This window comes from Listeria farberi (assembly GCF_014229245.1).
Classification (GTDB): Bacteria; Bacillota; Bacilli; order Lactobacillales; family Listeriaceae; genus Listeria; species Listeria farberi.
Genome location: NZ_JAARZJ010000018.1, coordinates 1 through 21,293 on the forward strand (window position 1 = coordinate 1; position 21,293 = coordinate 21,293).

16 protein-coding genes, 21 tRNA genes, 1 rRNA gene, 1 pseudogene and 2 riboswitches are annotated in these 21,293 nt (G+C 39.6%); of the genes and pseudogenes, 35 read left to right on the forward strand and 4 right to left on the reverse strand.

The window, feature by feature from the left end; genetic code table 11:
- Nucleotides 1-10: 10 nt before the first annotated feature.
- The 27 genes and pseudogenes from rrf (at nucleotide 11) to HCB45_RS13530 (ending at nucleotide 10,095) form a co-directional block, all read left to right on the forward strand.
- Nucleotides 11-126, forward strand: a 5S ribosomal RNA gene (rrf, locus tag HCB45_RS13400).
- A gap of 9 nt (nucleotides 127-135) precedes the next feature.
- Nucleotides 136-208: transfer RNA gene (locus HCB45_RS13405), tRNA-Val, on the forward strand.
- Between the two features lie 8 nt (nucleotides 209-216).
- Nucleotides 217-292 (forward strand) — tRNA-Thr (locus HCB45_RS13410).
- A gap of 40 nt (nucleotides 293-332) precedes the next feature.
- Nucleotides 333-405, forward strand: a tRNA-Lys gene (locus HCB45_RS13415).
- A 5-nt stretch (nucleotides 406-410) separates the two neighbouring features.
- Nucleotides 411-492: transfer RNA gene (locus HCB45_RS13420), tRNA-Leu, on the forward strand.
- A gap of 15 nt (nucleotides 493-507) precedes the next feature.
- A tRNA-Gly gene (locus HCB45_RS13425) sits at nucleotides 508-582 on the forward strand.
- A 14-nt stretch (nucleotides 583-596) separates the two neighbouring features.
- Nucleotides 597-682: transfer RNA gene (locus HCB45_RS13430), tRNA-Leu, on the forward strand.
- A gap of 9 nt (nucleotides 683-691) precedes the next feature.
- Nucleotides 692-765 (forward strand) — tRNA-Arg (locus HCB45_RS13435).
- A 10-nt stretch (nucleotides 766-775) separates the two neighbouring features.
- Nucleotides 776-849 (forward strand) — tRNA-Pro (locus HCB45_RS13440).
- A gap of 19 nt (nucleotides 850-868) precedes the next feature.
- Nucleotides 869-941, forward strand: a tRNA-Ala gene (locus tag HCB45_RS13445).
- Nucleotides 942-998: 57 nt separating this feature from the next.
- Nucleotides 999-1,072, forward strand: a tRNA-Met gene (locus tag HCB45_RS13450).
- Between the two features lie 11 nt (nucleotides 1,073-1,083).
- Nucleotides 1,084-1,157: transfer RNA gene (locus HCB45_RS13455), tRNA-Ile, on the forward strand.
- A gap of 22 nt (nucleotides 1,158-1,179) precedes the next feature.
- A tRNA-Ser gene (locus HCB45_RS13460) sits at nucleotides 1,180-1,269 on the forward strand.
- A 41-nt stretch (nucleotides 1,270-1,310) separates the two neighbouring features.
- A tRNA-Met gene (locus tag HCB45_RS13465) sits at nucleotides 1,311-1,384 on the forward strand.
- Between the two features lie 6 nt (nucleotides 1,385-1,390).
- Nucleotides 1,391-1,466, forward strand: a tRNA-Asp gene (locus HCB45_RS13470).
- Between the two features lie 4 nt (nucleotides 1,467-1,470).
- Nucleotides 1,471-1,543: transfer RNA gene (locus HCB45_RS13475), tRNA-Phe, on the forward strand.
- Nucleotides 1,544-1,570: 27 nt separating this feature from the next.
- Nucleotides 1,571-1,643 (forward strand) — tRNA-His (locus HCB45_RS13480).
- Between the two features lie 21 nt (nucleotides 1,644-1,664).
- Nucleotides 1,665-1,735: transfer RNA gene (locus HCB45_RS13485), tRNA-Gly, on the forward strand.
- Between the two features lie 24 nt (nucleotides 1,736-1,759).
- Nucleotides 1,760-1,833: transfer RNA gene (locus HCB45_RS13490), tRNA-Ile, on the forward strand.
- Nucleotides 1,834-1,839: 6 nt separating this feature from the next.
- Nucleotides 1,840-1,912, forward strand: a tRNA-Asn gene (locus tag HCB45_RS13495).
- Between the two features lie 32 nt (nucleotides 1,913-1,944).
- A tRNA-Ser gene (locus HCB45_RS13500) sits at nucleotides 1,945-2,035 on the forward strand.
- Nucleotides 2,036-2,040: 5 nt separating this feature from the next.
- Nucleotides 2,041-2,112 (forward strand) — tRNA-Glu (locus HCB45_RS13505).
- 60 nt (nucleotides 2,113-2,172) lie between these two features.
- Nucleotides 2,173-3,365 (forward strand): annotated as a pseudogene (locus tag HCB45_RS13510) (MFS transporter).
- A 59-nt stretch (nucleotides 3,366-3,424) separates the two neighbouring features.
- A riboswitch (SAM riboswitch) is annotated at nucleotides 3,425-3,531 on the forward strand.
- 106 nt (nucleotides 3,532-3,637) lie between these two features.
- A complete protein-coding gene (gene metE, locus HCB45_RS13515) occupies nucleotides 3,638-5,935 on the forward strand; it encodes a 5-methyltetrahydropteroyltriglutamate--homocysteine S-methyltransferase (protein ID WP_185620277.1) in 2,298 nt (765 codons plus the stop codon).
- A 20-nt stretch (nucleotides 5,936-5,955) separates the two neighbouring features.
- Nucleotides 5,956-7,080 (forward strand): aminotransferase class I/II-fold pyridoxal phosphate-dependent enzyme, encoded by a 1,125-nt coding sequence (locus HCB45_RS13520; protein WP_185318977.1) that lies wholly within the window; start codon nucleotides 5,956-5,958, stop codon nucleotides 7,078-7,080.
- On the forward strand, nucleotides 7,073-8,245 hold the full coding sequence (metC, locus tag HCB45_RS13525) for a cystathionine beta-lyase (RefSeq protein ID WP_185318976.1): 1,173 nt from the start codon (nucleotides 7,073-7,075) through the stop codon (nucleotides 8,243-8,245). The genes HCB45_RS13520 and metC overlap by 8 nt, the downstream gene beginning before the upstream one ends.
- Nucleotides 8,242-10,095 carry a bifunctional homocysteine S-methyltransferase/methylenetetrahydrofolate reductase gene (locus HCB45_RS13530; protein WP_185318975.1) on the forward strand — a complete coding sequence of 618 codons (1,854 nt, stop codon included), beginning with the start codon at nucleotides 8,242-8,244 and terminating at the stop codon, nucleotides 10,093-10,095. Before metC ends, HCB45_RS13530 begins: the two co-directional genes overlap by 4 nt.
- 32 nt (nucleotides 10,096-10,127) lie before the next feature.
- Here HCB45_RS13530 and HCB45_RS13535 read toward each other — a convergent pair whose 3' ends face one another.
- The gene (locus HCB45_RS13535) at nucleotides 10,128-11,066 is read right to left on the reverse strand and encodes a 1,4-dihydroxy-2-naphthoate polyprenyltransferase (protein WP_185318974.1); all 939 of its coding nucleotides are present in this window, start codon (nucleotides 11,064-11,066) and stop codon (nucleotides 10,128-10,130) included.
- 174 nt (nucleotides 11,067-11,240) lie between these two features.
- Between HCB45_RS13535 and HCB45_RS13540 the strand changes: the two genes are divergently transcribed.
- Genes HCB45_RS13540 through HCB45_RS13560 form a run of 5 tightly spaced genes read left to right on the forward strand, consistent with a single transcriptional unit; the run spans nucleotide 11,241 to nucleotide 17,437 of the window.
- Nucleotides 11,241-12,629 (forward strand): isochorismate synthase, encoded by a 1,389-nt coding sequence (locus HCB45_RS13540; protein WP_185318973.1) that lies wholly within the window; start codon nucleotides 11,241-11,243, stop codon nucleotides 12,627-12,629.
- Nucleotides 12,626-14,368: a 2-succinyl-5-enolpyruvyl-6-hydroxy-3-cyclohexene-1-carboxylic-acid synthase gene (gene menD, locus HCB45_RS13545; RefSeq protein WP_185620273.1), complete on the forward strand. Its 1,743-nt coding sequence runs from the start codon at nucleotides 12,626-12,628 to the stop codon at nucleotides 14,366-14,368. Before HCB45_RS13540 ends, menD begins: the two co-directional genes overlap by 4 nt.
- A gap of 1 nt (nucleotide 14,369) precedes the next feature.
- A complete protein-coding gene (menH, locus tag HCB45_RS13550) occupies nucleotides 14,370-15,197 on the forward strand; it encodes a 2-succinyl-6-hydroxy-2,4-cyclohexadiene-1-carboxylate synthase (RefSeq protein ID WP_185318971.1) in 828 nt (275 codons plus the stop codon).
- The gene (gene menB / locus HCB45_RS13555; RefSeq protein ID WP_185318970.1) at nucleotides 15,194-16,012 is read left to right on the forward strand and encodes a 1,4-dihydroxy-2-naphthoyl-CoA synthase; all 819 of its coding nucleotides are present in this window, start codon (nucleotides 15,194-15,196) and stop codon (nucleotides 16,010-16,012) included. Before menH ends, menB begins: the two co-directional genes overlap by 4 nt.
- 15 nt (nucleotides 16,013-16,027) lie before the next feature.
- Nucleotides 16,028-17,437: an o-succinylbenzoate--CoA ligase gene (locus tag HCB45_RS13560; protein ID WP_185318969.1), complete on the forward strand. Its 1,410-nt coding sequence runs from the start codon at nucleotides 16,028-16,030 to the stop codon at nucleotides 17,435-17,437.
- Between the two features lie 17 nt (nucleotides 17,438-17,454).
- On the opposite strand, the gene HCB45_RS13565 is transcribed toward HCB45_RS13560, so the two are convergent.
- Nucleotides 17,455-18,408, reverse strand: a complete 954-nt coding sequence (locus HCB45_RS13565; protein WP_185620274.1) for a metal ABC transporter substrate-binding protein — start codon at nucleotides 18,406-18,408, stop codon at nucleotides 17,455-17,457.
- 148 nt (nucleotides 18,409-18,556) lie between these two features.
- Complete coding sequence (yidD, locus tag HCB45_RS13570; RefSeq protein WP_185318967.1) at nucleotides 18,557-18,820, reverse strand: membrane protein insertion efficiency factor YidD; 264 nt, start codon at nucleotides 18,818-18,820, stop codon at nucleotides 18,557-18,559.
- Nucleotides 18,821-18,894: 74 nt separating this feature from the next.
- Between yidD and ytkD the strand changes: the two genes are divergently transcribed.
- Genes ytkD through HCB45_RS13585 form a run of 3 tightly spaced genes read left to right on the forward strand, consistent with a single transcriptional unit; the run spans nucleotide 18,895 to nucleotide 20,592 of the window.
- Nucleotides 18,895-19,368 (forward strand): RNA deprotection pyrophosphohydrolase, encoded by a 474-nt coding sequence (gene ytkD, locus HCB45_RS13575; RefSeq protein ID WP_185318966.1) that lies wholly within the window; start codon nucleotides 18,895-18,897, stop codon nucleotides 19,366-19,368.
- A gap of 50 nt (nucleotides 19,369-19,418) precedes the next feature.
- Entirely contained in the window at nucleotides 19,419-19,661 is a 243-nt protein-coding gene (locus HCB45_RS13580; RefSeq protein ID WP_185318965.1) for a DUF2584 domain-containing protein, read from the forward strand.
- Nucleotides 19,662-19,677: 16 nt separating this feature from the next.
- Complete coding sequence (locus tag HCB45_RS13585; protein ID WP_185620275.1) at nucleotides 19,678-20,592, forward strand: L-lactate dehydrogenase; 915 nt, start codon at nucleotides 19,678-19,680, stop codon at nucleotides 20,590-20,592.
- 60 nt (nucleotides 20,593-20,652) lie between these two features.
- On the opposite strand, the gene HCB45_RS13590 is transcribed toward HCB45_RS13585, so the two are convergent.
- A complete protein-coding gene (locus HCB45_RS13590) occupies nucleotides 20,653-20,955 on the reverse strand; it encodes a hypothetical protein (protein WP_185318963.1) in 303 nt (100 codons plus the stop codon).
- Nucleotides 20,956-21,138: 183 nt separating this feature from the next.
- A riboswitch (SAM riboswitch) is annotated at nucleotides 21,139-21,247 on the forward strand.
- Nucleotides 21,248-21,293 lie beyond the last annotated feature (46 nt).

Below are 21,293 nucleotides of genomic sequence, written 5' to 3' on the forward strand. Positions count from 1 at the left end.
CTCAATATTGTCTGGTAGTTATGGCGAGAAGGTCACACCCGTTCCCATCCCGAACACGGTAGTTAAGCTTCTCTGCGCCAATGGTAGTTGGGGGCTTCCCCCTGCGAGAGTAGGTCGCTGCCGGGCAGTATTTCTGGAGGTTTAGCTCAGCTGGGAGAGCATCTGCCTTACAAGCAGAGGGTCAGCGGTTCGATCCCGTTAACCTCCATTTTTTATGCCGGCTTAGCTCAGTTGGTAGAGCAACTGATTTGTAATCAGTAGGTCGCGAGTTCGACTCTTGCAGCCGGCACCATTAATATTTTCTTTATAATAATACATATTTTTATTATAGAGAGCCGTTAGCTCAGTTGGTAGAGCATCTGACTTTTAATCAGAGGGTCGCTGGTTCGAACCCAGCACGGCTCACTTTTGCGGGTGTGGCGGAATTGGCAGACGCACCAGATTTAGGATCTGGCGCCGCGAGGCGTGGGGGTTCAAGTCCCTTCACCCGCACTTATTATACAATATGCGGAAGTAGTTCAGTGGTAGAACATCACCTTGCCAAGGTGGGGGTCGCGGGTTCGAACCCCGTCTTCCGCTCCATATTTTATAGCAACGCCGGGGTGGCGGAACTGGCAGACGCACAGGACTTAAAATCCTGCGGATAGTGATATCCGTACCGGTTCGATTCCGGTCCTCGGCACTTATATTTGCGCCCATAGCTCAACTGGATAGAGTACTTGACTACGAATCAAGCGGTTAGAGGTTCGACTCCTCTTGGGCGCACTTTATTAAACGGGAAGTAGCTCAGCTTGGTAGAGCACTTGGTTTGGGACCAAGGGGTCGCAGGTTCGAATCCTGTCTTCCCGATTGTTTCATCTTTTATTATGGGGCCTTAGCTCAGCTGGGAGAGCGCCTGCTTTGCACGCAGGAGGTCAGCGGTTCGATCCCGCTAGGCTCCACTTACTTCACATTTAATCACATAATTAGAAAGAAAATGGTAGCCTTATTATCATCATGGCGGCGTAGCTCAGCTGGCTAGAGCGTTCGGTTCATACCCGAGAGGTCGTGGGTTCGATTCCCTCCGCCGCTATTTTCAATCTTGGACCTTTAGCTCAGTTGGTTAGAGCAGACGGCTCATAACCGTCCGGTCGCAGGTTCGAGTCCTGCAAGGTCCACTTGTCACTTTATTATTATCATGGAGGAATACCCAAGTCTGGCTGAAGGGATCGGTCTTGAAAACCGACAGGCGGGTAATACCGCGCGGGGGTTCGAATCCCTCTTCCTCCGTTTTTCACTTGTGATATGTGGACTAAATTAAATATTATTGTCGCGGGGTGGAGCAGTCTGGTAGCTCGTCGGGCTCATAACCCGAAGGTCGTAGGTTCAAATCCTGCCCCCGCAATAGAGTGGTTCCGTGGTGTAGGGGTTAACATGCCTGCCTGTCACGCAGGAGATCGCGGGTTCAAATCCCGTCGGGACCGCCATTATGGCTTGGTAGCTCAGTTGGTAGAGCACTTGATTGAAGCTCAAGGTGTCGGCAGTTCGATTCTGTCCCAAGCCATTCTTTTTTAAACATTTTTGCCTTATGGCGGATATGGCGAAGTGGTTAACGCACCTGATTGTGGTTCAGGCATTCGTGGGTTCGATTCCCATTATCCGCCCTTTGTTTTAAATTTTATTATGCGGGTGTAGTTTAGTGGTAAAACTACAGCCTTCCAAGCTGTTGTCGTGGGTTCGATTCCCATCACCCGCTTTTTACCATGAAAATAGTTTTCTAGGGCCTATAGCTCAGCTGGTTAGAGCGCACGCCTGATAAGCGTGAGGTCGATGGTTCGAGTCCATTTAGGCCCATTTTATTCCACAGTAGCTCAGTTGGTAGAGCAATCGGCTGTTAACCGATCGGTCGCAGGTTCGAGTCCTGCCTGTGGAGTTATTCTTCCAAAATAGAATATTTATATATCTGGGGAAGTACTCAAGTGGCTGAAGAGGCGCCCCTGCTAAGGGTGTAGGTCGCTCGCGCGGCGCGAGGGTTCAAATCCCTCCTTCTCCGCCAGATATGGCCCGTTGGTCAAGCGGTTAAGACACCGCCCTTTCACGGCGGTAACACGGGTTCGATTCCCGTACGGGTCATCTGAAAAACAATGTCGAACATCGACATTGTTTTTTTTAGTAAGTTTTTGGAGGTGTGCTATGGGGGCAAAAGGGAAGTTTTGGATTTTAACGATGGTTGTAGCCATATCTGGATTGTCTCAGGGAGTTTTACTGCCACTTATTGCAATAATTTTGGAAGAAAAGGGAGTAAGTGCAGGTATAAATGGATTTCATGCCACAGGAATTTACTTAGGAGTTTTATTGATTTCTCCATTTATTGAAGCACCATTACATAAATATGGTTATAAACCTATAATATTAGTTGGTGGAGCGCTTGTTGCAATTGCAATATTTGCTTTTCCTATCTGGTTTAATTTATATTTTTGGTTTATATTTCGATTACTTATTGGGATAGGGGATCATATGTTGCACTTTTCTTCACAGACATGGATTGGTGCAATGAGTGATCCTAGTAAGCGTGGTCGGAATATGGCTATTTATGGTTTGTTTTTCTCTGTAGGGTTTGCAATTGGGCCACAGTTAGTCAATTTGGCGAAAATAAGTGCTAACTTGCCTTTCTTTTTATCAGGTATTTTAGTTTTAATTGCTTGGAGCCTTGTTTGGTTTGTTCGAAATGATTTTGTTGGAGAAAAAGCTGTTATTCGAAAAATTTCTTTTTGGGGAAGTTTAAAACGTTTTTCGGGTGTATTTAAGATGGCTTGGATGGCAATGATTCCACCATTTTTATATGGAATTCTTGAGACGGGTCTTAATGCGACGTTTCCAGTTGTAGGATTACGTGATGGACTTGATACAACAATGATTGCGTTAATTATTTCTTCTTTTTCAGTTGGGACAATTATTTTTCAAGTACCGATTGGAATTATTAGTGATAAATTTGGTCGGAATAAAATGTTACCTTTTTTAATTGGAGCAGGGGCTATTGTTTTTGTATTGATAGCTTTTGTTAAGACACCTATTTTCTTTGTGATATTCTTCTTTGTTTTAGGGATATTACTAGGCTCGCTTTATTCTTTGGGATTATCTTATATGACTGATTTGACACCTCTCGAACTACTTCCGGCTGGAAATATTTTGGTTGGAATGTTCTTTAGTCTAGGGAGTATAATTGGGCCGAGTGCTACGGGAATGATGATTGGTGTTTTTGGAAATCAAATATTTTATTTTGTGATTGCTGGAATCCTGTTGTTAGGCTGTTTATTGTTAACTTTTGGAAGACAAAAAGAAGCATTTTGAAAAAAATTAAAAATTTAATGATTGACAGTTTTTAGTTGCAAGTGGTATGATGATTTCAATCCAATTTAGGTGATTGAAAAAACTAAATAAATTACTCTTATTATGAGTGGTAGAGGGACTGGCCCGTTGAAACCCAGCAACCTTTCAATTCGTTGAAAAGGTGCTAAATCCTGCGAAGTGTGATGCTTCGAGAGATAAGAGAGACTTAAAAAGTTTCACTGTATTTGTGTATCGAAACTTCCAAACCTCTCTAATTCTCTAGGGAGGTTTTTTATTGGCAAAAAATGGAGAGGATAAGGTGATAGGTATGGTAAAGGCGATTAGTTCAAACTTGGGGTATCCGAGACTTGGGGAGAAACGTGAATGGAAACGTGCGTTAGAAAAGTTTTGGAATGGTACGATTTCTGAAGAAGAATTATTGGCGGAAACGAAGGCTTTAAGATTACATGCGCTGAAAAAACAACAAGATAAAGGAATTGATCTGATTCCAGTTGGTGATTTTAGTTTTTATGATCAGGTGCTTGATACGAGTGTGACATTTGGAATTATTCCGAAACGTTTTCAGCATAATGGTGGGAAAGTTTCCCTAAATACATATTTTGATATTGCACGTGGTAAGAGTGATGCGGTTGCCTCTGAAATGACGAAATGGTTTAACACGAACTATCATTATATTGTTCCAGAACTTGCTGATGCGGATCCGAAAGTATTAGATAATCGGGCGCTTTACTATTACGAAGAAGCCAAGAGAGAACTTGGTATTGAAGGGAAACCAGTGCTAGTTGGGCCGATTACTTATTTAAAACTAGGAAAAGGTAGCGATGCGGAAAGTTTTGAAGGATTATTAGATAAATTTATTCCGGCGTATGTAGAAATTTTGAAAGGTATCGAAGCTGCTGGTGCTACATGGGTGCAAATTGATGAGCCTTATCTTGCAACTAGCTTTGATAAATCAGAAATTGCTTTCTTCGAAAAAGTCTATCAAGCATTTCAAGTAGCGGTTCCGAATTTGAAAATTGAGTTACAAACTTATTTTGAAAGTTTGGATTATTATGAAGAGGTTGTTAATTTGCCAGTAGCAGCTGTAGGAATTGATTTTGTTCATGATCATGGGGATTCGCTAAAAGCACTTAGAGATTACGGATTTCCGGAAGATAAGTATTTAGCGGCTGGTGTAATTGATGGTCGAAATGTTTGGCGCAGCGACTTGGATGCGAAACTAGCGCTGCTTACGGAGATTGCGAGTTATGTGGAAGATGGGAGACTGATTGTTCAGCCATCTAACTCATTATTGCATGTTCCGGTAACGAAGCTAAATGAGCCAGATTTGGATGAAGTAATTCTTGGTGGTTTATCATTTGCTGATCAGAAATTAGATGAAATTGCTGTTTTAACCAAAGCTTTGACGAATGGCGCGGAAAGTGTGGCGACTGAACTAGAAGAAGCTCGTGCAGCAGTGAAGGCGCTCAATGAATCGAGTCATCGAAATAATTTAGAAGTACAAGAAGCAATAGCTAATTTAGCAAATGTACGAGTGGACCGGGAGTTGCCATTTGCGGAACGAATTAAATTACAGCATGCATGGTTGAAATTACCGCTATTCCCAACGACAACGATTGGAAGTTTTCCACAATCATCTGAAGTTCGGAAGACGCGTGCAGACTGGTTAAAAGGTAGTATCACGGATGCGGAATATAATGCTTTTATTGAAAAAGAAACGGCGCGCTGGATCAAAATTCAAGAGGATTTAGATATTGACGTATTGGTCCACGGCGAATTTGAGCGGACAGATATGGTGGAATATTTCGGTCAAAAACTGGCTGGTTTCCAAGCGACTAAATTTGGTTGGGTACAATCATATGGGTCAAGAGCAGTTCGTCCACCACTAATCTATGGGGATGTTGCTTTTACAGAAGAAATTACGGTAAAAGAAAGCGTCTATGCCCAGTCATTAACAAAACGTCCGGTGAAAGGGATGTTAACAGCACCAGTCACTATTATTAATTGGAGTTTTGTTCGTGATGATGTCCCTGAAAGTGTTGTTGCGAATCAAGTTGGGCTGGCGCTTCGTAAAGAGGTTGAAGCATTAGAACGCAATGGTATTAAAGTGATTCAAGTCGATGAGCCTGCTTTACGTGAAGGGTTACCACTTAAACAAGCACGATGGGAAAAATATTTGGATGATGCAGTTTATTCGTTTAAATTAACAACTGCTTCGGTTCAAAATGATACGCAAATTCATACACATATGTGTTACTCGGATTTTGACGATATCATTGATACGATTAGTGCTCTAGATGCTGATGTAATCTCAATTGAAACTTCAAGAAGCCATGGGGAGATAATTTCGACATTTGAAGAAGTGACGTATGATAAAGAAATTGGCCTTGGGGTTTATGATATTCATAGTCCACGTGTACCGACTGTGACAGAAATTCAAGATAATATTCGTCGGGCGTTACGTGCAATTGATGCAAAACAATTTTGGATTAACCCAGATTGTGGCTTAAAAACGCGGAAAGAGCCTGAAACGATTGCGGCGCTGCAAGATATGATTAAAGCGACTAAAGAAGTTCGTGCGGAATATCAAGTATTAGAGAAATAAAGGAATGGAGGAGAGGTAATATGGCAAAGCTGAAACAAGAGACGATAGCAGCGCAAATTGGAAATAGAAAATGTGAAAGAACGGGTGCTGTCAATATGCCAGTCTACTTCTCTACAGCTTACCAGCATGCCGATCTTGGAGTATCAACGGGGTATGATTATACTAGAACTGGGAATCCAACGCGAGACGCTTTACAGGAAGCGCTCGCAGCACTCGAAAATGGGACACATGCTTTTGCAACGAGTTCAGGAATGAGTGCAATTCAACTGGTTTTCCAGCTTTTTAAAACCGGCGAACATATTATTAGTTCGCAGGATTTGTATGGTGGGACTTTTAGATATTTTGAACAGTTTGGTGCCCAGTATAATATTGGATTTTCGTATTGGGACGGTCTAGACATTGCGGATTTGGAAAAATTAATTCGTCCTGAAACGAAGGCGATATTTATTGAAACACCAACAAATCCATTGATGCAAGAAACAGATATTACGGCTGTGTCTAAATGGGCGCATGCACATGATTTGCTTGTAATCGTGGATAATACATTTTATACACCAGTTTTACAGCAGCCATTATCTTTGGGAGCGGATATCGTGATTCATAGTGCGACAAAGTATCTTGGAGGACACAATGATGTGCTGGCTGGCGCGGTAATTGTGAAAGAAGAACAACTTGGGGAATTCTTTTTTGATCAATTAAATGCGACAGGGACTGTGCTATCACCATTTGATAGTTGGTTATTGATTCGTGGGCTTAAGACACTTGTTTTACGTGTAAGGCAGCATCAAGCAAATGCACAGAAAATCGCAGCCTTTCTGGAAGCACATGAGTTAGTAGAGGAAGTTCGCTATCCTGGGCGTGGTGGAATGATTAGTTTCTTTATTCGAGATGCGGCGCTTGTATCGCCACTTTTGAAAGAGCTGGATCTGTTTACTTTTGCGGAAAGCTTAGGCGGGGTGGAGAGTTTGATTACTTATCCAACGACGCAAACACATGCGGATATTCCAGAAGAGTTGCGGAATTCTTACGGACTCACTGACAAATTGTTACGTATTTCGGTTGGTATTGAGGCGAGCGAAGATTTGATTGCGGATTTATCCAAAGCGCTCGATACTGTTCTAGAAGGGGTGAGCGCTCGTGGTTAAAGAATATGCGCAAGACACAGCTGTGATTAAAGCGAGCCTCGGGATTGATAAAGAGACTGGTGCACTTAATACGCCAATTCATTTATCTTCTACTTTCCATCAACATGACTTTGATAACTATCATGCGTATGATTATGCGAGAAGTGGAAACCCAACAAGAGAAAAAGTGGAACAGGCGATTGCGGAACTGGAAGGTGGTACGGATGGTTTTGCTTTTGCTAGCGGTATGGCAGCTGTATCTGCGGCACTTTTTACACTTTCTAAAGGAGATCATTTTATTATTGCGAAGGATGTGTATGGTGGGACATTTCGTTTAGTTGAGCAGGTTTTGCCGCGGTTTGGGATAACGCATACGTTTGTTGATACGACGAATATTGACGAGGTCGCCAAGGCATTTCAGAAAAATACAAAATTGGTTTACTTAGAAACACCTTCTAACCCGTTGCTCCACGTAACGGACATTCGGACGGTTTCTAAGCTTGCGAAAGCGAATGGGTGCTACACGTTTGTTGATAATACTTTTTTAACACCATTACTTCAAAAACCGTTAGATTTGGGTGCAGATTTAGTTATTCATAGCGCGACGAAGTTTCTTGGTGGACATAGTGATGTTTTAGCAGGACTAATTGTCACTAATAATCCTAGTTTGGCTGAAGCGGTCTACTTTTTGCAGAATTCGACTGGTGGAGTACTTGGTGTGCAAGATTCATGGCTCTTGCTCCGTGGTCTTAAAACACTCTCAGTACGGATGAAAGCGGGGACGGAGACAGCAGAAAAAATTGCTTTGTTTTTAAATGCGGAGCCAGATGTAGTTGCAGTGCATTATCCAGGGCTGCCTTCTCATGCGGGCTATGAGATTCAAGTGGAGCAAGCAACAAGTGGTGGTGCTGTTTTATCGTTTGACCTTGGTAGTGAAGAAGCGGTGCGTGAACTAGTAACACATTTGGAATTGCCGGTATTTTCTGTGAGTTTAGGTGCGGTGGAGAGCATTTTATCGTATCCGGCTAAAATGTCTCATGCGGCTGTTCCGGAAGAGGAGCGTTTGGCACAAGGGATTACGCCAGGACTATTACGTTTCTCGGCTGGATTAGAAGATGCTGATGATTTGATTGCTGATTTAAAACAAGCACTTTCATTCATTAAGAAGGGAAGTGTTGCGAAGTGAATTTAAGAAAAGATTTAAGTGAAAAGGTATTAATTGCTGATGGTGCGATGGGCACTTTGCTTTATTCTTATGGAGTGGATCGTTCATTTGAGGAGCTGAATTTATCTCATCCGGAAGATATTGTGGCGATTCATAAAGCATATATTGGAGCAGGAGCAGATATTATCCAAACAAATACCTACGGCGCGAATTATATTAAATTAGCGCGATATGGGTTAGAAGATGAAGTGAAGCGTATTAATCAAGCGGCCATTCGATTAGCAAAAGAAGCAGCAAGAGGGACTGGAACGTATATTTTTGGTACGATTGGCGGAATAAATGGGGCGGTAGATGCAAGACTTCCAGCGGCTCCACTGGAAGAAATCAAGCGAAGTTTTAGGGAACAGCTATACTGTTTTTTATTAGATGGTGTGGACGCGATTTTGCTAGAAACCTATTATGATTTAGATGAACTTAAAACAGTGTTAAAAATTCTTCGTGAGACTACTGATTTGCCAGTAGTTGCCAATGTTTCTATGCATGAGCCGGGAATTCTTCAAAACGGGAAAAAATTACCGGATGCGCTAGAGGAACTTATTGCGCTTGGAGCAGATGTGGTTGGCATTAATTGTCGACTTGGTCCGTATCACATGGCACGTGCGCTTGAAACTGTACCGCTGTATAATAATGCTTATTTGGCTGTTTATCCAAATGCTAGTTTACCTGAAATGCAAGAAGGAAAAGTAATTTATCAATCGGATACGGATTATTTTGAACATTATGGGGAGATTTTTCGGCGAGAAGGGGCACGTATTATTGGCGGTTGTTGTGGAACGACGCCAGACCATATCCGCGCTTTAAGAAAAGGGCTTGAAACCACGAAACCTATCTTGGAAAAAGAAGTTCGGCCGATTTTGGAGCTAGTTCCAGAAGAAGTGGAAGACGTGGAATCGGGCGAGCGCTTGCTTGATAAAGTGAAGGAACGTTTAACAATTTTAGTTGAACTAGATCCACCACGGACTTTTGATACAACGAAATTTTTTGAAGGAGCCCAAGCACTTGACGCGGCGGGAGTTGATGCAATTACAATTTCGGATAATTCGCTTGCCACACCACGGATTAGCAATATGGCCCTTGCTTCGATTTTGAAGCATGAGTATGGTATTAAACCACTCATTCATCTAACAACGAGGGATCATAATTTGGTAGGGATGCATTCGCACGTGATGGGATTCCATAAATTGGGACTGCATGATGTGCTTGCAATTACAGGTGATCCAACCAAAGTAGGGGATTTCCCTGGAGCTTCATCGGTGTTTGATTTAAGGTCAGTGGAATTAGTTCAGCTGATTAAAAAATTCAATGATGGAATTTCTTATACGGGGAAGTCGCTGAAAGAAAAAGCGCGATTTCATGTTGGTGCGGCGTTTAACCCAAATGTACTTAATTTAGAAAAAGCGGTTCGTTTAATTGAGCGCAAAGTGGAATACGGTGCCGATTATATTATTACACAACCAATTTACGATGTTAATAAAGCTGTTTTACTAAAAGATGCATTGCGAAAAGCAAATATTGATGTGCCGCTTTTCATTGGTGTTATGCCATTATTATCTAGTCGAAATGCGGAATTTCTGCATAATGAAGTTCCTGGAATTCGTTTGACGGATGAGGTGCGTGAAAGAATGAGAGAAGCGGAGGAGCACGGTCATGCCAATGAAGAAGGTATGGCGATTGCTCGTGAATTAGTGGATGCTATTTGTGAGCATTTTCAAGGGATTTATATCATTACGCCATTTTTACGATACGATTTGTCAATAGAACTGGCGAAATATATTCAAAATAAACAACAAGTCCAGATAGTTTCCAAATAAAAAACTGGTTGTCATGAAGACAACCAGTTTTTTTACATGAATAGGTTTCTAGATAATAGGCTTAAAAGATAAGCAATCGCTAGTGTGATTCCAAAGATAGTTAATGCTTTAGAAGTGGATTTCATGGCTGGAACCATCGTAATCGGCGAAGTTTTACCGATGAAACGACGAACAGCTCGAATAGCTTCTGGCAAACTAAGTAAAATTAGAAGTGTCCACCACGGAGCATTTTGTGTGAAAATAAGGGCGATTTCAAATACATAACTGAACAGAAAAGCAGCTGCGAAAAGAACGGTTGCCCATTTACGACCTAATAAGATAGCTAAGGTTAAACGACCATTTTTTTTATCAGGCACTAAATCACGAATACTATTAGCAAGTAGCAAGTTACCAACGAGTACCATCACAGGAATCGATACATATACGATAAACGAACTAATAAATTCTGCTTGAATATAGAAGGAAATGAAAGTAATAATTCCTCCCATAAAGAATCCTGCCATAATTTCTCCAAACGGCGTATAAGCAATAGGATAAGGTCCTCCTGTATAAAGAAAACCAACAAGCATACAAATGGCGCCAAGTAGACCCACATACCAATTAAGTTCCATGGATAAATAAACCCCACCGAGAATGGATAATATGTATAAGAAAATGGCCAGGAATAAAATAAACCCGGGGCGCATACCATTACGAACGATGGCGCCACCATTTCCAACCGAGTGCTCATCATCTTGCCCTTTTTTGTAATCAAAATATTCATTGAATAAATTGGCGGATGTTTGTATAAAGAAACAAGCAATTAGCATAACGATAAAACGTGTAAAATGAAAACTGGTGTAGCTCATTGCGACCGAGGTTCCAAGAAATACAGGAACAAAAGAGGCTACAAGTGTATGGGGGCGAAGTAATGTCCACCATTTTTGAAATCCAGTTTGTTTTGTAAGTGCAGATTTTGAGGCATTAGCCATGTTTTTCTCTCCTTTTTCACTTCCATATGTTTCAGATGTCTACCCTTCATTTTAGGGAAATATTGCAAGAACGTCAATAATTAATGACGAAATGATAGAAAAAACGCAAACCAAGCAGTTTGGCTCTATTTTTGGTATAATAGAAGATGTGAATGTAAAAGGAGAGATAAGCATATGAATACTAAATTGCCTCTTGATTTATTTAATCAAGCGAAACGTAGCGCAAGCCAAGATCAACCGGCTCTATTTAGCTGGGTAACTGAGTTAGATGAATTAGTGTCTCCAGTCAAATTGTTTAAAAAAGCTGGTACGGCTTTTAAAGGTGAACGTTTTTTCTGGCAAAATCCAGAAATGACACTAACGATGACCGGCTTTGGCGTAACGAAACAATTTTTGGCGGAGAAGAAAAAAGATGCTTTTCTTGGACTGCAAGAGAAAATTGAAAAAAGGCTGCGCACTTGTGTAACAAATGCAACAGTGGATGCAACTGGGCCAATTTACTTTGGTGGTTTTGCTTTTGATCCTGAACGGGACACAGAGAAAGAATGGCAAAGTTTTAAAGACGGCTTGTTTTATTTACCATTATTTATGTTAACGAATAAAAATGGTAAAAGTTATTTAACTGTTAACCTGTCTATCTATTCAGATGATACGGAAAGCAAATTAGAAGCTGTGTTTAATCAATGGCAAAAAATCATTCATCAAGAGGTTAATGAAGCTGAAATGGCATTACTTACAGATTTTAAGGAGATTGGCAAAGAACATTTCCTAGAAACTGCGAGTGAAATTATCGATATGATTAATCATTCAGAAGACGTAAAAAAAGTTGTTCTAGCTAGGCGAATGGGCTTGCGTTTCCAGCGCCAAGTAGATAGTGCAATTATTTTAGAAAATATGCTAGCAACACAAGAAAATAGTTATTTCTTTCTTATTGAAAAGGGAACAGGAGTATTTTTCGGGGCGACTCCTGAAAGATTACTTGCGGTTAATGGGGATGAAATTCATTCGTCCTGTGTGGCTGGTTCTACGGAACGAGGCATGACCGAAGAAGCAGACGAAGCACTAGGAAATGCATTATTAAAAGATGCAAAAAATTTACGAGAGCATTCCTATGTAGTGCAAATGATGGAAGAAACTTTAAAACCATTTACAACTGGACTTTCGTTATCTAGTCAACCCGTACTTTTGAAAAATCGCGATATTCAACACTTATATATGAATATTACTGCGAAGAAAAAGCCGGATGTTTCGATGCTTGAAATGGTGAAAGCTCTTCATCCAACACCAGCTCTTGGTGGATTACCACAAAAAATGGGACTCGCGATTATTCGAATGAAGGAAGAAATGGATCGTGGCTTTTACGGGGCCCCGATTGGTTGGGTTGATTTAAAAGGCTCTGGTGAATTTGCGGTTGCAATTCGTTCAGGCTTAATTGTGGATTCGCAAGGTTTAATTTATGCTGGTTGTGGGATTGTTGGTGATTCTGTTCCAAAAGAAGAATTAAAAGAAACGGAAGTAAAATTTCAACCGATGTTACGCGTATTAGGAGGCATAAAGAAATGACAAATCATGAACAAGTGCTGACAGATTATTTAGCTGCATTTATTGAGGAGCTTGTGCAAGCCGGTGTGAAAGAAGCAATTATTAGCCCGGGTTCACGTTCCACTCCGCTTGCACTGATGATGGCAGAACATCCGATTTTGAAAATTTATGTGGATGTTGACGAACGCTCGGCTGGCTTTTTTGCCTTAGGTCTAGCGAAAGCATCGAAACGTCCAGTTGTTCTACTTTGTACTTCTGGAACTGCAGCGGCGAACTATTTTCCAGCAGTTGCCGAGGCCAATTTATCACAAATTCCATTAATTGTTTTAACTGCTGATCGTCCGCATGAGCTTCGAAATGTTGGAGCGCCACAAGCGATAGATCAGCTGCATTTATACGGCTCGCATGTTAAAGATTTTACGGATATGGCGCTTCCTGAAAACAGCGATGAAATGCTTCGTTATGCAAAATGGCACGGTAGTCGCGCAGTTGATATTGCAATGAAAACGCCACGTGGCCCTGTGCATCTTAATTTTCCATTACGCGAACCACTTGTGCCGATTTTAGAACCCTCGCCATTCACTGCTACTGGGAAAAAACATCATCATGTACATATTTATTATACGCATGAAGTGTTGGATGATAGCTCGATTCAAAAAATGGTGACAGAATGCACTGGAAAAAAAGGCATATTCGTCGTTGGGCCAATTGATAAGAAAGAATTAGAGCAGTCTATGGTTGATTTAGCGAAAAAACTTGGTTGGCCAATTCTAGCTGACCCACTTTCTGGACTCCGTTCATATGGGGCACTTGATGAAGTTGTCATTGACCAATATGATGCATTCTTAAAAGAAGCAGGTATTTCGGACAAATTAACACCAGAAGTAGTGATTCGATTTGGAAGTATGCCAGTATCTAAACCACTTAAAAATTGGTTAGAACAACTTACTGATAGCCGGTTTTATGTAGTAGACCCTGGTGCAGCTTGGAAAGATCCAATTAAAGCAGTAACTGATATGATTCACTGTGACGAGCGATTTTTACTGGATGTTATGCAACAAAATATGCCCGACGATTCTAAAGACAGTGCATGGCTAAATAGATGGACTACTTACAATCAAAAAGCGCGTGAAGTCGTTTTGGAAGAAATGGCGAATACACCTAACTTAGAAGAGGGTAAAATTGTTGCAGAATTACGTCGCTTACTACCGGATAAAGCAGGATTATTTATTGGTAATAGTATGCCAATCCGCGATGTAGATACCTATTTTTCACAAATTGATAAGAAAATAAAAATGCTCGCAAACCGCGGGGCTAATGGTATTGATGGTGTTGTTTCTTCAGCGCTAGGTGCCAGTGTTGTGTTCCAACCAATGTTTTTATTGATTGGTGATTTATCGTTTTATCATGATATGAATGGTTTACTTATGGCAAAAAAATATAAGATGAATCTTACTATTATTATCGTCAATAATGACGGTGGCGGGATATTTTCATTTTTACCTCAAGCAAACGAACCGAAGTATTTTGAGTCACTGTTCGGTACTTCAACTGAGCTTGATTTCCGTTTTGCTGCGGCATTTTATGATGCTGATTATCATGAAGCAAAATCTGTGGACTCGTTAGAAGAAGCTATCGATAAAGCAAGCTACCATAAAGGGTTAGATATTATTGAAGTAAAAACGAATCGTCATGAAAATAAAGCGAATCACCAAGCACTTTGGGAAAAAATTGCGACTGCTTTAAAGGCGTTAGATTAATATGCTAGTAAACGGTCAACATTATCATTTATTAAATGATATAAGCGATGAAAAACCAGTTTTATTAATGCTACATGGTTTTACTGGTTCTAGCGAGACTTTTCAAGATAGTATATCGCTTTTAAAAGAGCGTTTTAGTATAATCGCACCTGATTTACTTGGGCACGGAAAAACTTCTTGTCCCGAAGAAGTATCGCGTTATTCTATTGAAAATATTTGTGATGATTTGGCCAGTATTTTACGCCAATTAAAAATCGATAGCTGTTTTGTGCTAGGGTACTCAATGGGTGGGCGAGTAGCGACTGCTTTTGCTGCAAAATGCAAGGAGCTTGTGCGCGGGCTTATTCTAGTTAGTAGTTCACCAGGACTGCGAGACGAAAAAGCACGCGCAAGCCGGATTAGTGCAGATAACCGTTTAGCTGACACGCTTGATGCGGATGGTATGGAACCTTTTGTAGCTTACTGGGAAAATTTAGCCCTTTTTGCATCACAAAACGACTTACCGTTTGCGTTAAAAAAGCGGATAAGATTAGAGCGATTAGCTCAAAACCCACATGGTTTAGCAAGGAGTTTACGCGGAATGGGCACTGGGAAGCAACCTTCTTATTGGGAAAATTTAGTGGACTTTACGTTTCCAGTGCTACTGATCACGGGCAATTTAGATGAGAAATTCGAAAAAATCGCCCGAGAAATGAAGCAACTTTTACCAAATAGCACTCATGTCACGATACAAGATTCGGGACATGCTGTCTATTTAGAACAACCGAACGTTTTTTCAAGTCAGCTTATTTACTGGCTGGAAGTTATTTTAAAGGAGGAAGAAAAATGAGTTTTAATTGGCAAACAGAAAAAGTATATGAGGAAATTAAATATGAAAGTTACGAAGGTATCGCAAAAATCACGATTAACCGCCCAGAAGTACATAATGCATTTACACCAAAAACGGTAACAGAAATGATTGATGCATTTAACTTAGCACGTGATAATTCGGATCTTGGCGTGATTATTTTAACAGGGGAAGGCGAAAAAGCATTCTGTTCTGGCGGAGACCAAAAAGTTCGCGGTCACGGTGGTTACGTTGGTGATGACCAAATCCCCCGTTTAAACGTACTTGATTTACAACGTTTAATTCGTGTTATTCCAAAACCAGTTATCGCGATGGTTGCAGGCTGGTCCATTGGTGGAGGAAATGTTCTTCAATTAGTTTGTGACTTAACAATTGCAGCAGACAATGCGAAATTTGGACAAACTGGGCCGAATGTTGGTAGCTTTGATGCTGGTTATGGTTCTGGCTATTTAGCACGTGTTATTGGACATAAGAAAGCAAAAGAAGTTTGGTTCATGTGCCGTCAATATACAGCGGAAGAAGCACTGGAAATGGGCTGGATTAATACTGTTGTTCCAGTAGCAGATTTAGAAAAAGAAACTGTAGCTTGGGCGAAAGAAATGCTACAAAAAAGTCCAACTGCGCTTCGTTTCATCAAAGCTGCCTTCAATGCAGATACAGACGGTTTAGCGGGTATTCAGCAATTAGCTGGTGACGCAACACTTCTATACTATACAACAGATGAAGCCAAAGAAGGTCGCGATGCCTTTAAAGAAAAACGCGATCCAGACTTTGACCAATTTCCAAAATTCCCTTGATTTGAAGGTGTAAAAATGGACATGACAAACTGGCTTCAAAAACGAGTGCGGCTTTCTCCAGGAGAAACCGCGCTCGTTTTTGAAGGAAAACAAGAAACATTTGAGGAAATATATGAAGCAGTAGAGAAGCTTGCAGGTAAGTTATTCGCGCTTGGTATTAGAAAAGATACGATGGTTGCTTTACTTGGAAAAAACGATCGGATGACTTTTTTACTTATTCATGCTTTGCAACAACTTGGAGCGGTTACTTTATTCCTTAACAATCGTTTAACGAAAAAAGAGATTACTTTTCAATTAGCAAATGCTGAGATAGAACAAGTGATTGTAGCAGACATATTTATGGAAAAAGTAACTTTGGGTGTTAGTTACAGAGCATTACAGCAAATGAATTATGTAAAGCCAGAGCTAGTTAGTACACAGGATTTATCGTGTATAGCATCGGTTATGTATACTTCAGGAACAACTGGAAAACCAAAAGGTGTGATACAGACATATGAAAATCATTGGTGGAGCGCTGTTTCTTCCGTTTTGAATTTAGGTTTAACAGAGAGGGATAGTTGGCTTTGTGCGGTGCCGATATTTCATATTAGTGGATTATCAATTCTGATGCGTTCGGTTATTTACGGAATTCCAGTATATTTAGAAGAGCATTTCGATGAAGAGAGAATTACGAAATTGCTTGAAAGTGGTAAAATTTCTACAATTTCTGTAGTGACTTCGATGCTAGAACGATTGTTAAAAATCCAAAGGAGAAGTTACCATCCGAATTTAAGAACTATATTGTTAGGTGGGGGCCCAGCAAGTAAAAACGTTTTGGAAATTTGTAAGCAACGAGATATTCCGTTAGTCCAGTCGTTTGGTATGACGGAAACAGCTTCACAAATTGTGACATTGCCACCAAAAGATGCCTTAAATAAAATTGGCTCCTCTGGCAAGGCATTATTTCCGGCAGAAGTAAAAATTGCTGCTGACGGTGAAATTCTGCTAAAAGGTCCTTCGATTACACCTGGATATTTGCACAATGAAGTAGCGACGAAAAAGGCATTTATAGATGGCTGGTTTAAAACAGGTGATATTGGTTATTTGGATGACGAAGACTTTTTGTTTGTTTTAGAGCGGCGTTCTGATTTAATTATTTCTGGAGGAGAAAATATTTATCCAACGGAAATAGAACATATAATTGGCACTTATGAGGCAGTAAAAGAAGTTGCGGTTGTTGGTAAACAAGATGCTAAATGGGGAAGTGTTCCTGTTGCTTTCCTCGTTATAAATGAAGGTTTTGATGAGGCAATATTAAAAGATATTTGTCAAACTAATTTGGCTAGTTTTAAGATTCCTAAGCAAATAACGATTGTTGAACATTTACCGAAAACAGCATCAGGCAAAATTCAGCGAAATAAATTAAAAGAAAGGTGCTCAAGTTGATTAGAGCACCTTTCTTTTTAGTAATCAAGTCCTTGTTTTAAAGCTTTTAAGTTATCATTCATAATGGAAAGATAATCGCGACCTTGGTCAATATCTTTTTGTGTGAGTGTTTCTAGATTATGAAGCGTCAATGTTTTTGTATTTGTTTCTTGCATGATAACATCCGCTATTTTCGAATTGGTATTTTGTTCAAGCATGATGTAAGGGATTTTAGCTGCTTCGATTTTTTCTACGATTGATTTTAATTTCTTTTGAGAAGGTTCATCACTAGTAGAAACTCCAGCTATAGGGATTTGGTGTAAGTTATATTCTGTTTCCCAGTAGCTATAAGCAGCATGGGCTGTAACAAAATCTTCTTGTTTTGCTTCACTTGTAACAGAACGGAAATCTTGATCTAATTTTTTTAGCTTTTCTTCTAAAGCTTGATAATTTTTCTCTAACATTTCTTTTTGATCAGGCATTTCTTTAATTAATTTATCTTTAACAACTGTGGCCATTTGTTCCATATAAACAGGACTTAACCATACATGCGGATTTATATCATGATGCTCATGCTCTTCTTCGCTCTCATGGTCATGTTCTTCAGCTGCATCTGGATCTATTGGTAAATCTAGTTTTTCTGCGGTAGGAACAAAAGTGACTTTTTCATTCGCTAATGTTTTTTCAGCTTTATCAACAAATCCTTCCATACCTAGTCCAATATAGAAAAATAAATCGCTATCGGCAATTTTCATCATGTCTTTCTGTGTCGGTTCAAAACTATGGGCATCAGAACCAGGCGGGTAAATACTTTTAACATCTACGTATTTACCGCCAATTTGTTCTGTTAAATACTGCAAAGGATAAACAGTAGTATATACACTCAATTTATCACTTTTAGTAGCTTTTGTATCACTACTGTTTGAACAGCCTGTAAGTATTAAAAAAACTGATAGTAGTGCTGATAAAGCAAAAAGGTAACTCTTTTTCAATCTATTCACTCCTCTAAATCGAAATTGTTCTTGTTTAAATAATATACTAATCGTAGTAATTACGATTTATAGTCCGAATTTGATAATACCTTATTATTTAAGAAAAAGCAAGAAAAAATGAACCGGCATAAGCCGATTCATGCTATTATTAATGATGATGAGCTTTACAAGTGTGCTCAGAATCATCGTTTTTATCTTTTTTAGGTGGAACGAAATCAAGTCCGCCTTTATGAAAAGGGTGGCATTTGGAAATACGTCTTATTGCAAGGTAACTTCCTTTTAAGGCGCCATGGGTTTCAATCGCTTCTATTCCATAAGCAGAACAAGTTGGATAAAAACGACAAGTAGCTGGAGTAAAGCGTGATATATATTTTTGATAGAGTCGGATGCCTCCGATAAGTATTTTTTTCATTATAATTCATCCTCTTAAAATTCATCTTAATAACAGCTTACCATATTTTTGAAAAAAGAAAAGGAAGTGAGTTTTTGTTTATTTATACAGATACATTAGGCAATAAAGTAACCATTTATTTCGAAAAGCAGCAAAAAAATCCAGACGATGTGCTTATTATTCCTAAAATAGACGGTAGTTGGCTATTTACGGAACACAAAATTCGCGGTTTGGAATTCCCTGGTGGTAAGGGGGAGCCTGGCGAAACTAGTATTGAAGCAGCGCGCCGAGAATTAATGGAAGAAACAGGTGCAGTTAGTGATACTTTCGATTTTGTTGCAGATTATTTAGTTGAATCTAAAGAACGAATTTTTACTAAACGCGTTTATATAGCAAAGGTTGTGTCAATAATGGAACAACCAAATTATTTAGAAACAAATGGGCCAGTCGTTTTGAAAGGAACACTTAGCAAGTTTATTTTACAACCAGCATTTAGTTTTTTTATGCGTGATGCTGGAATGGTACAAATTGTTAAGCAAGCGGAGCAGATCTTAGACGATAAAAACTAGTCAAATTAGGGTAAACTCTGCTATGATAAAAGAAACTGGAGGTGAGAAAATTGGGTATGCCACTTGAGGTAAACACAATGATCGTAACAAAGGGAAATGAAAAAAGAATTTCTGATAATTTTTTTGAACTGGAAAAACTAGGTTATCGCATTTATCCCATTGATGTTCCTATTGCTGTTCGTAAAACAAAAGAAGGCGAAACACTTGGAGAAGCAATTCCGCGTAAACTTGTATGGGAAAATAATAAAACCATCATTAAATATGAATTAATCGCTTTAAATTCAAGTAACTAAGTTTGGAGGGGATTTTTTGAAGCGTAAAGTTGGTATAATTGGTGCTGGTCATGTTGGAAGCGACGTGGCTTTTTCTCTTGTTACACAAGGGATTTGTGATGAAATCGTTATAATAGATAAAATAGAAGCAAAAGCAGAGAGTGAAGCGCTTGAGTTACGCGATATGGCATCCATGACTCATTCCTATACAACCATTATAGCGAATAACTGGGAAGCTCTTTCAGATGCAGACATTATTGTGATGGCTGTCGGGCCCGAAACTTTACTACGAGAAGATCGTATGGAAGAACTCGTTGAAACAAGTCGGTCGGTAACAGAGATTGTGCCGAAAATTTTAGCGACAGGTTTTAAAGGAATTTTTGTAAATATTACTAATCCGTGTGATGTTATTACTATGCTTATTCAGAAAATATCTGGTTTTGATCGGTCTCGTGTATTTGGAACAGGGACATCGCTTGATACTGCTAGAATGAGAAGAGTGGTTGGAGAAGCTTTACATATTAATCCAAAAAGTATCGAAGGTTACGTTCTTGGCGAGCACGGTGAATCACAATTCGTTGCTTGGTCGACTGTGAAAATTGGTGGCGTCAATATCACTGATTATAAAACGAAAAGGCCGCTTGATTTACCTGCTTTAAAAGATGCAGTACGCGGTGGTGGCTGGAATATTTTAACTGGTAAAGGTTGGACGAGTTTTGGAATTGCTACTGCCACAGCGGGAATTGTTGATGCTCTCCTAACAAATGCTAAACAAGTATTTCTATTAGCTGTTTTTTCAGAACAAACACATACATATATCGGACAACCAGCGCTTATTGGTGCAGAAGGAGTTCTTGATATTATCGAACCCCCATTGACTAAAGAAGAACAGATTAATTTTGAAAATTCGGCAGCGGTTATTCGTAAAGCTTTCGACTTGGTTCAAATTTAAAAATAAACCTAAAAAAACTAGCTACATGAAAGATGAGCATCTTTTCATATAGCTAGTTTTTTAAGCTGTTTTGACTTTTTTCTTTTGTTTAGGTTTTTTTGATTTTCTGGAAATAAACCGAATTAGGCTGATGATAAGCGATACGATATATTCACCAAATGAACCAATAAAAATAGCAATAGCAATTTCTGTTTGTGACATTCCGCCACCATAAAAACTGATGAAAAATACCACACCACTTGCAATTAATCCCATAGTTGCTAGAAAATATTTAAACCAATACCAACGAAAAACAAAATCAAATAAACATACAACGGCTAAAAACCCTAGAAAAATAATCAAGGATAACGTAATTAAACTCATAGATACAATCTCCTTTAGTTAAGTAAAACATCTTTTTTATCCATCTATCATACCACAGGATAGAAATAATGATAAGCAAAAAATAAAGGAATGCCTTTTTTAGAAATGCAAATGAAGACAAAACCGAATTTTTATTGCATATAGCCCCATTTTATGGTATTCTATCTTAGAATTAAAATTTATCTCTTATCCAGAGCGGTAGAGGGACTGACCCTTTGAAGCCCAGCAACCTACACATATAAGTGAAAGGTGCTAATCTGTTGCAGGAGTAATATCTCCTGAACGATGAGAGCAAAGGTATAATTATAGCCTTTCTCTATTCGTGCGCGTTTCGTGCA

What these genes read in the sequence shown, in the direction of transcription:
- metE (WP_185620277.1), top strand. Translation starts at nt 3,638, where the DNA reads ATGGTAAAGGCGATTAGTTCAAACTTGGGGTATCCGAGACTTGGGGAG.
- HCB45_RS13520 (WP_185318977.1), top strand. Translation starts at nt 5,956, where the DNA reads ATGGCAAAGCTGAAACAAGAGACGATAGCAGCGCAAATTGGAAATAGA.
- HCB45_RS13535 (WP_185318974.1), bottom strand. Translation starts at nt 11,066, where the DNA reads ATGGCTAATGCCTCAAAATCTGCACTTACAAAACAAACTGGATTTCAA.
- HCB45_RS13540 (WP_185318973.1), top strand. Translation starts at nt 11,241, where the DNA reads ATGAATACTAAATTGCCTCTTGATTTATTTAATCAAGCGAAACGTAGC.
- menD (WP_185620273.1), top strand. Translation starts at nt 12,626, where the DNA reads ATGACAAATCATGAACAAGTGCTGACAGATTATTTAGCTGCATTTATT.
- menH (WP_185318971.1), top strand. Translation starts at nt 14,370, where the DNA reads ATGCTAGTAAACGGTCAACATTATCATTTATTAAATGATATAAGCGAT.
- menB (WP_185318970.1), top strand. Translation starts at nt 15,194, where the DNA reads ATGAGTTTTAATTGGCAAACAGAAAAAGTATATGAGGAAATTAAATAT.
- HCB45_RS13560 (WP_185318969.1), top strand. Translation starts at nt 16,028, where the DNA reads ATGGACATGACAAACTGGCTTCAAAAACGAGTGCGGCTTTCTCCAGGA.
- yidD (WP_185318967.1), bottom strand. Translation starts at nt 18,820, where the DNA reads ATGAAAAAAATACTTATCGGAGGCATCCGACTCTATCAAAAATATATA.
- HCB45_RS13590 (WP_185318963.1), bottom strand. Translation starts at nt 20,955, where the DNA reads ATGAGTTTAATTACGTTATCCTTGATTATTTTTCTAGGGTTTTTAGCC.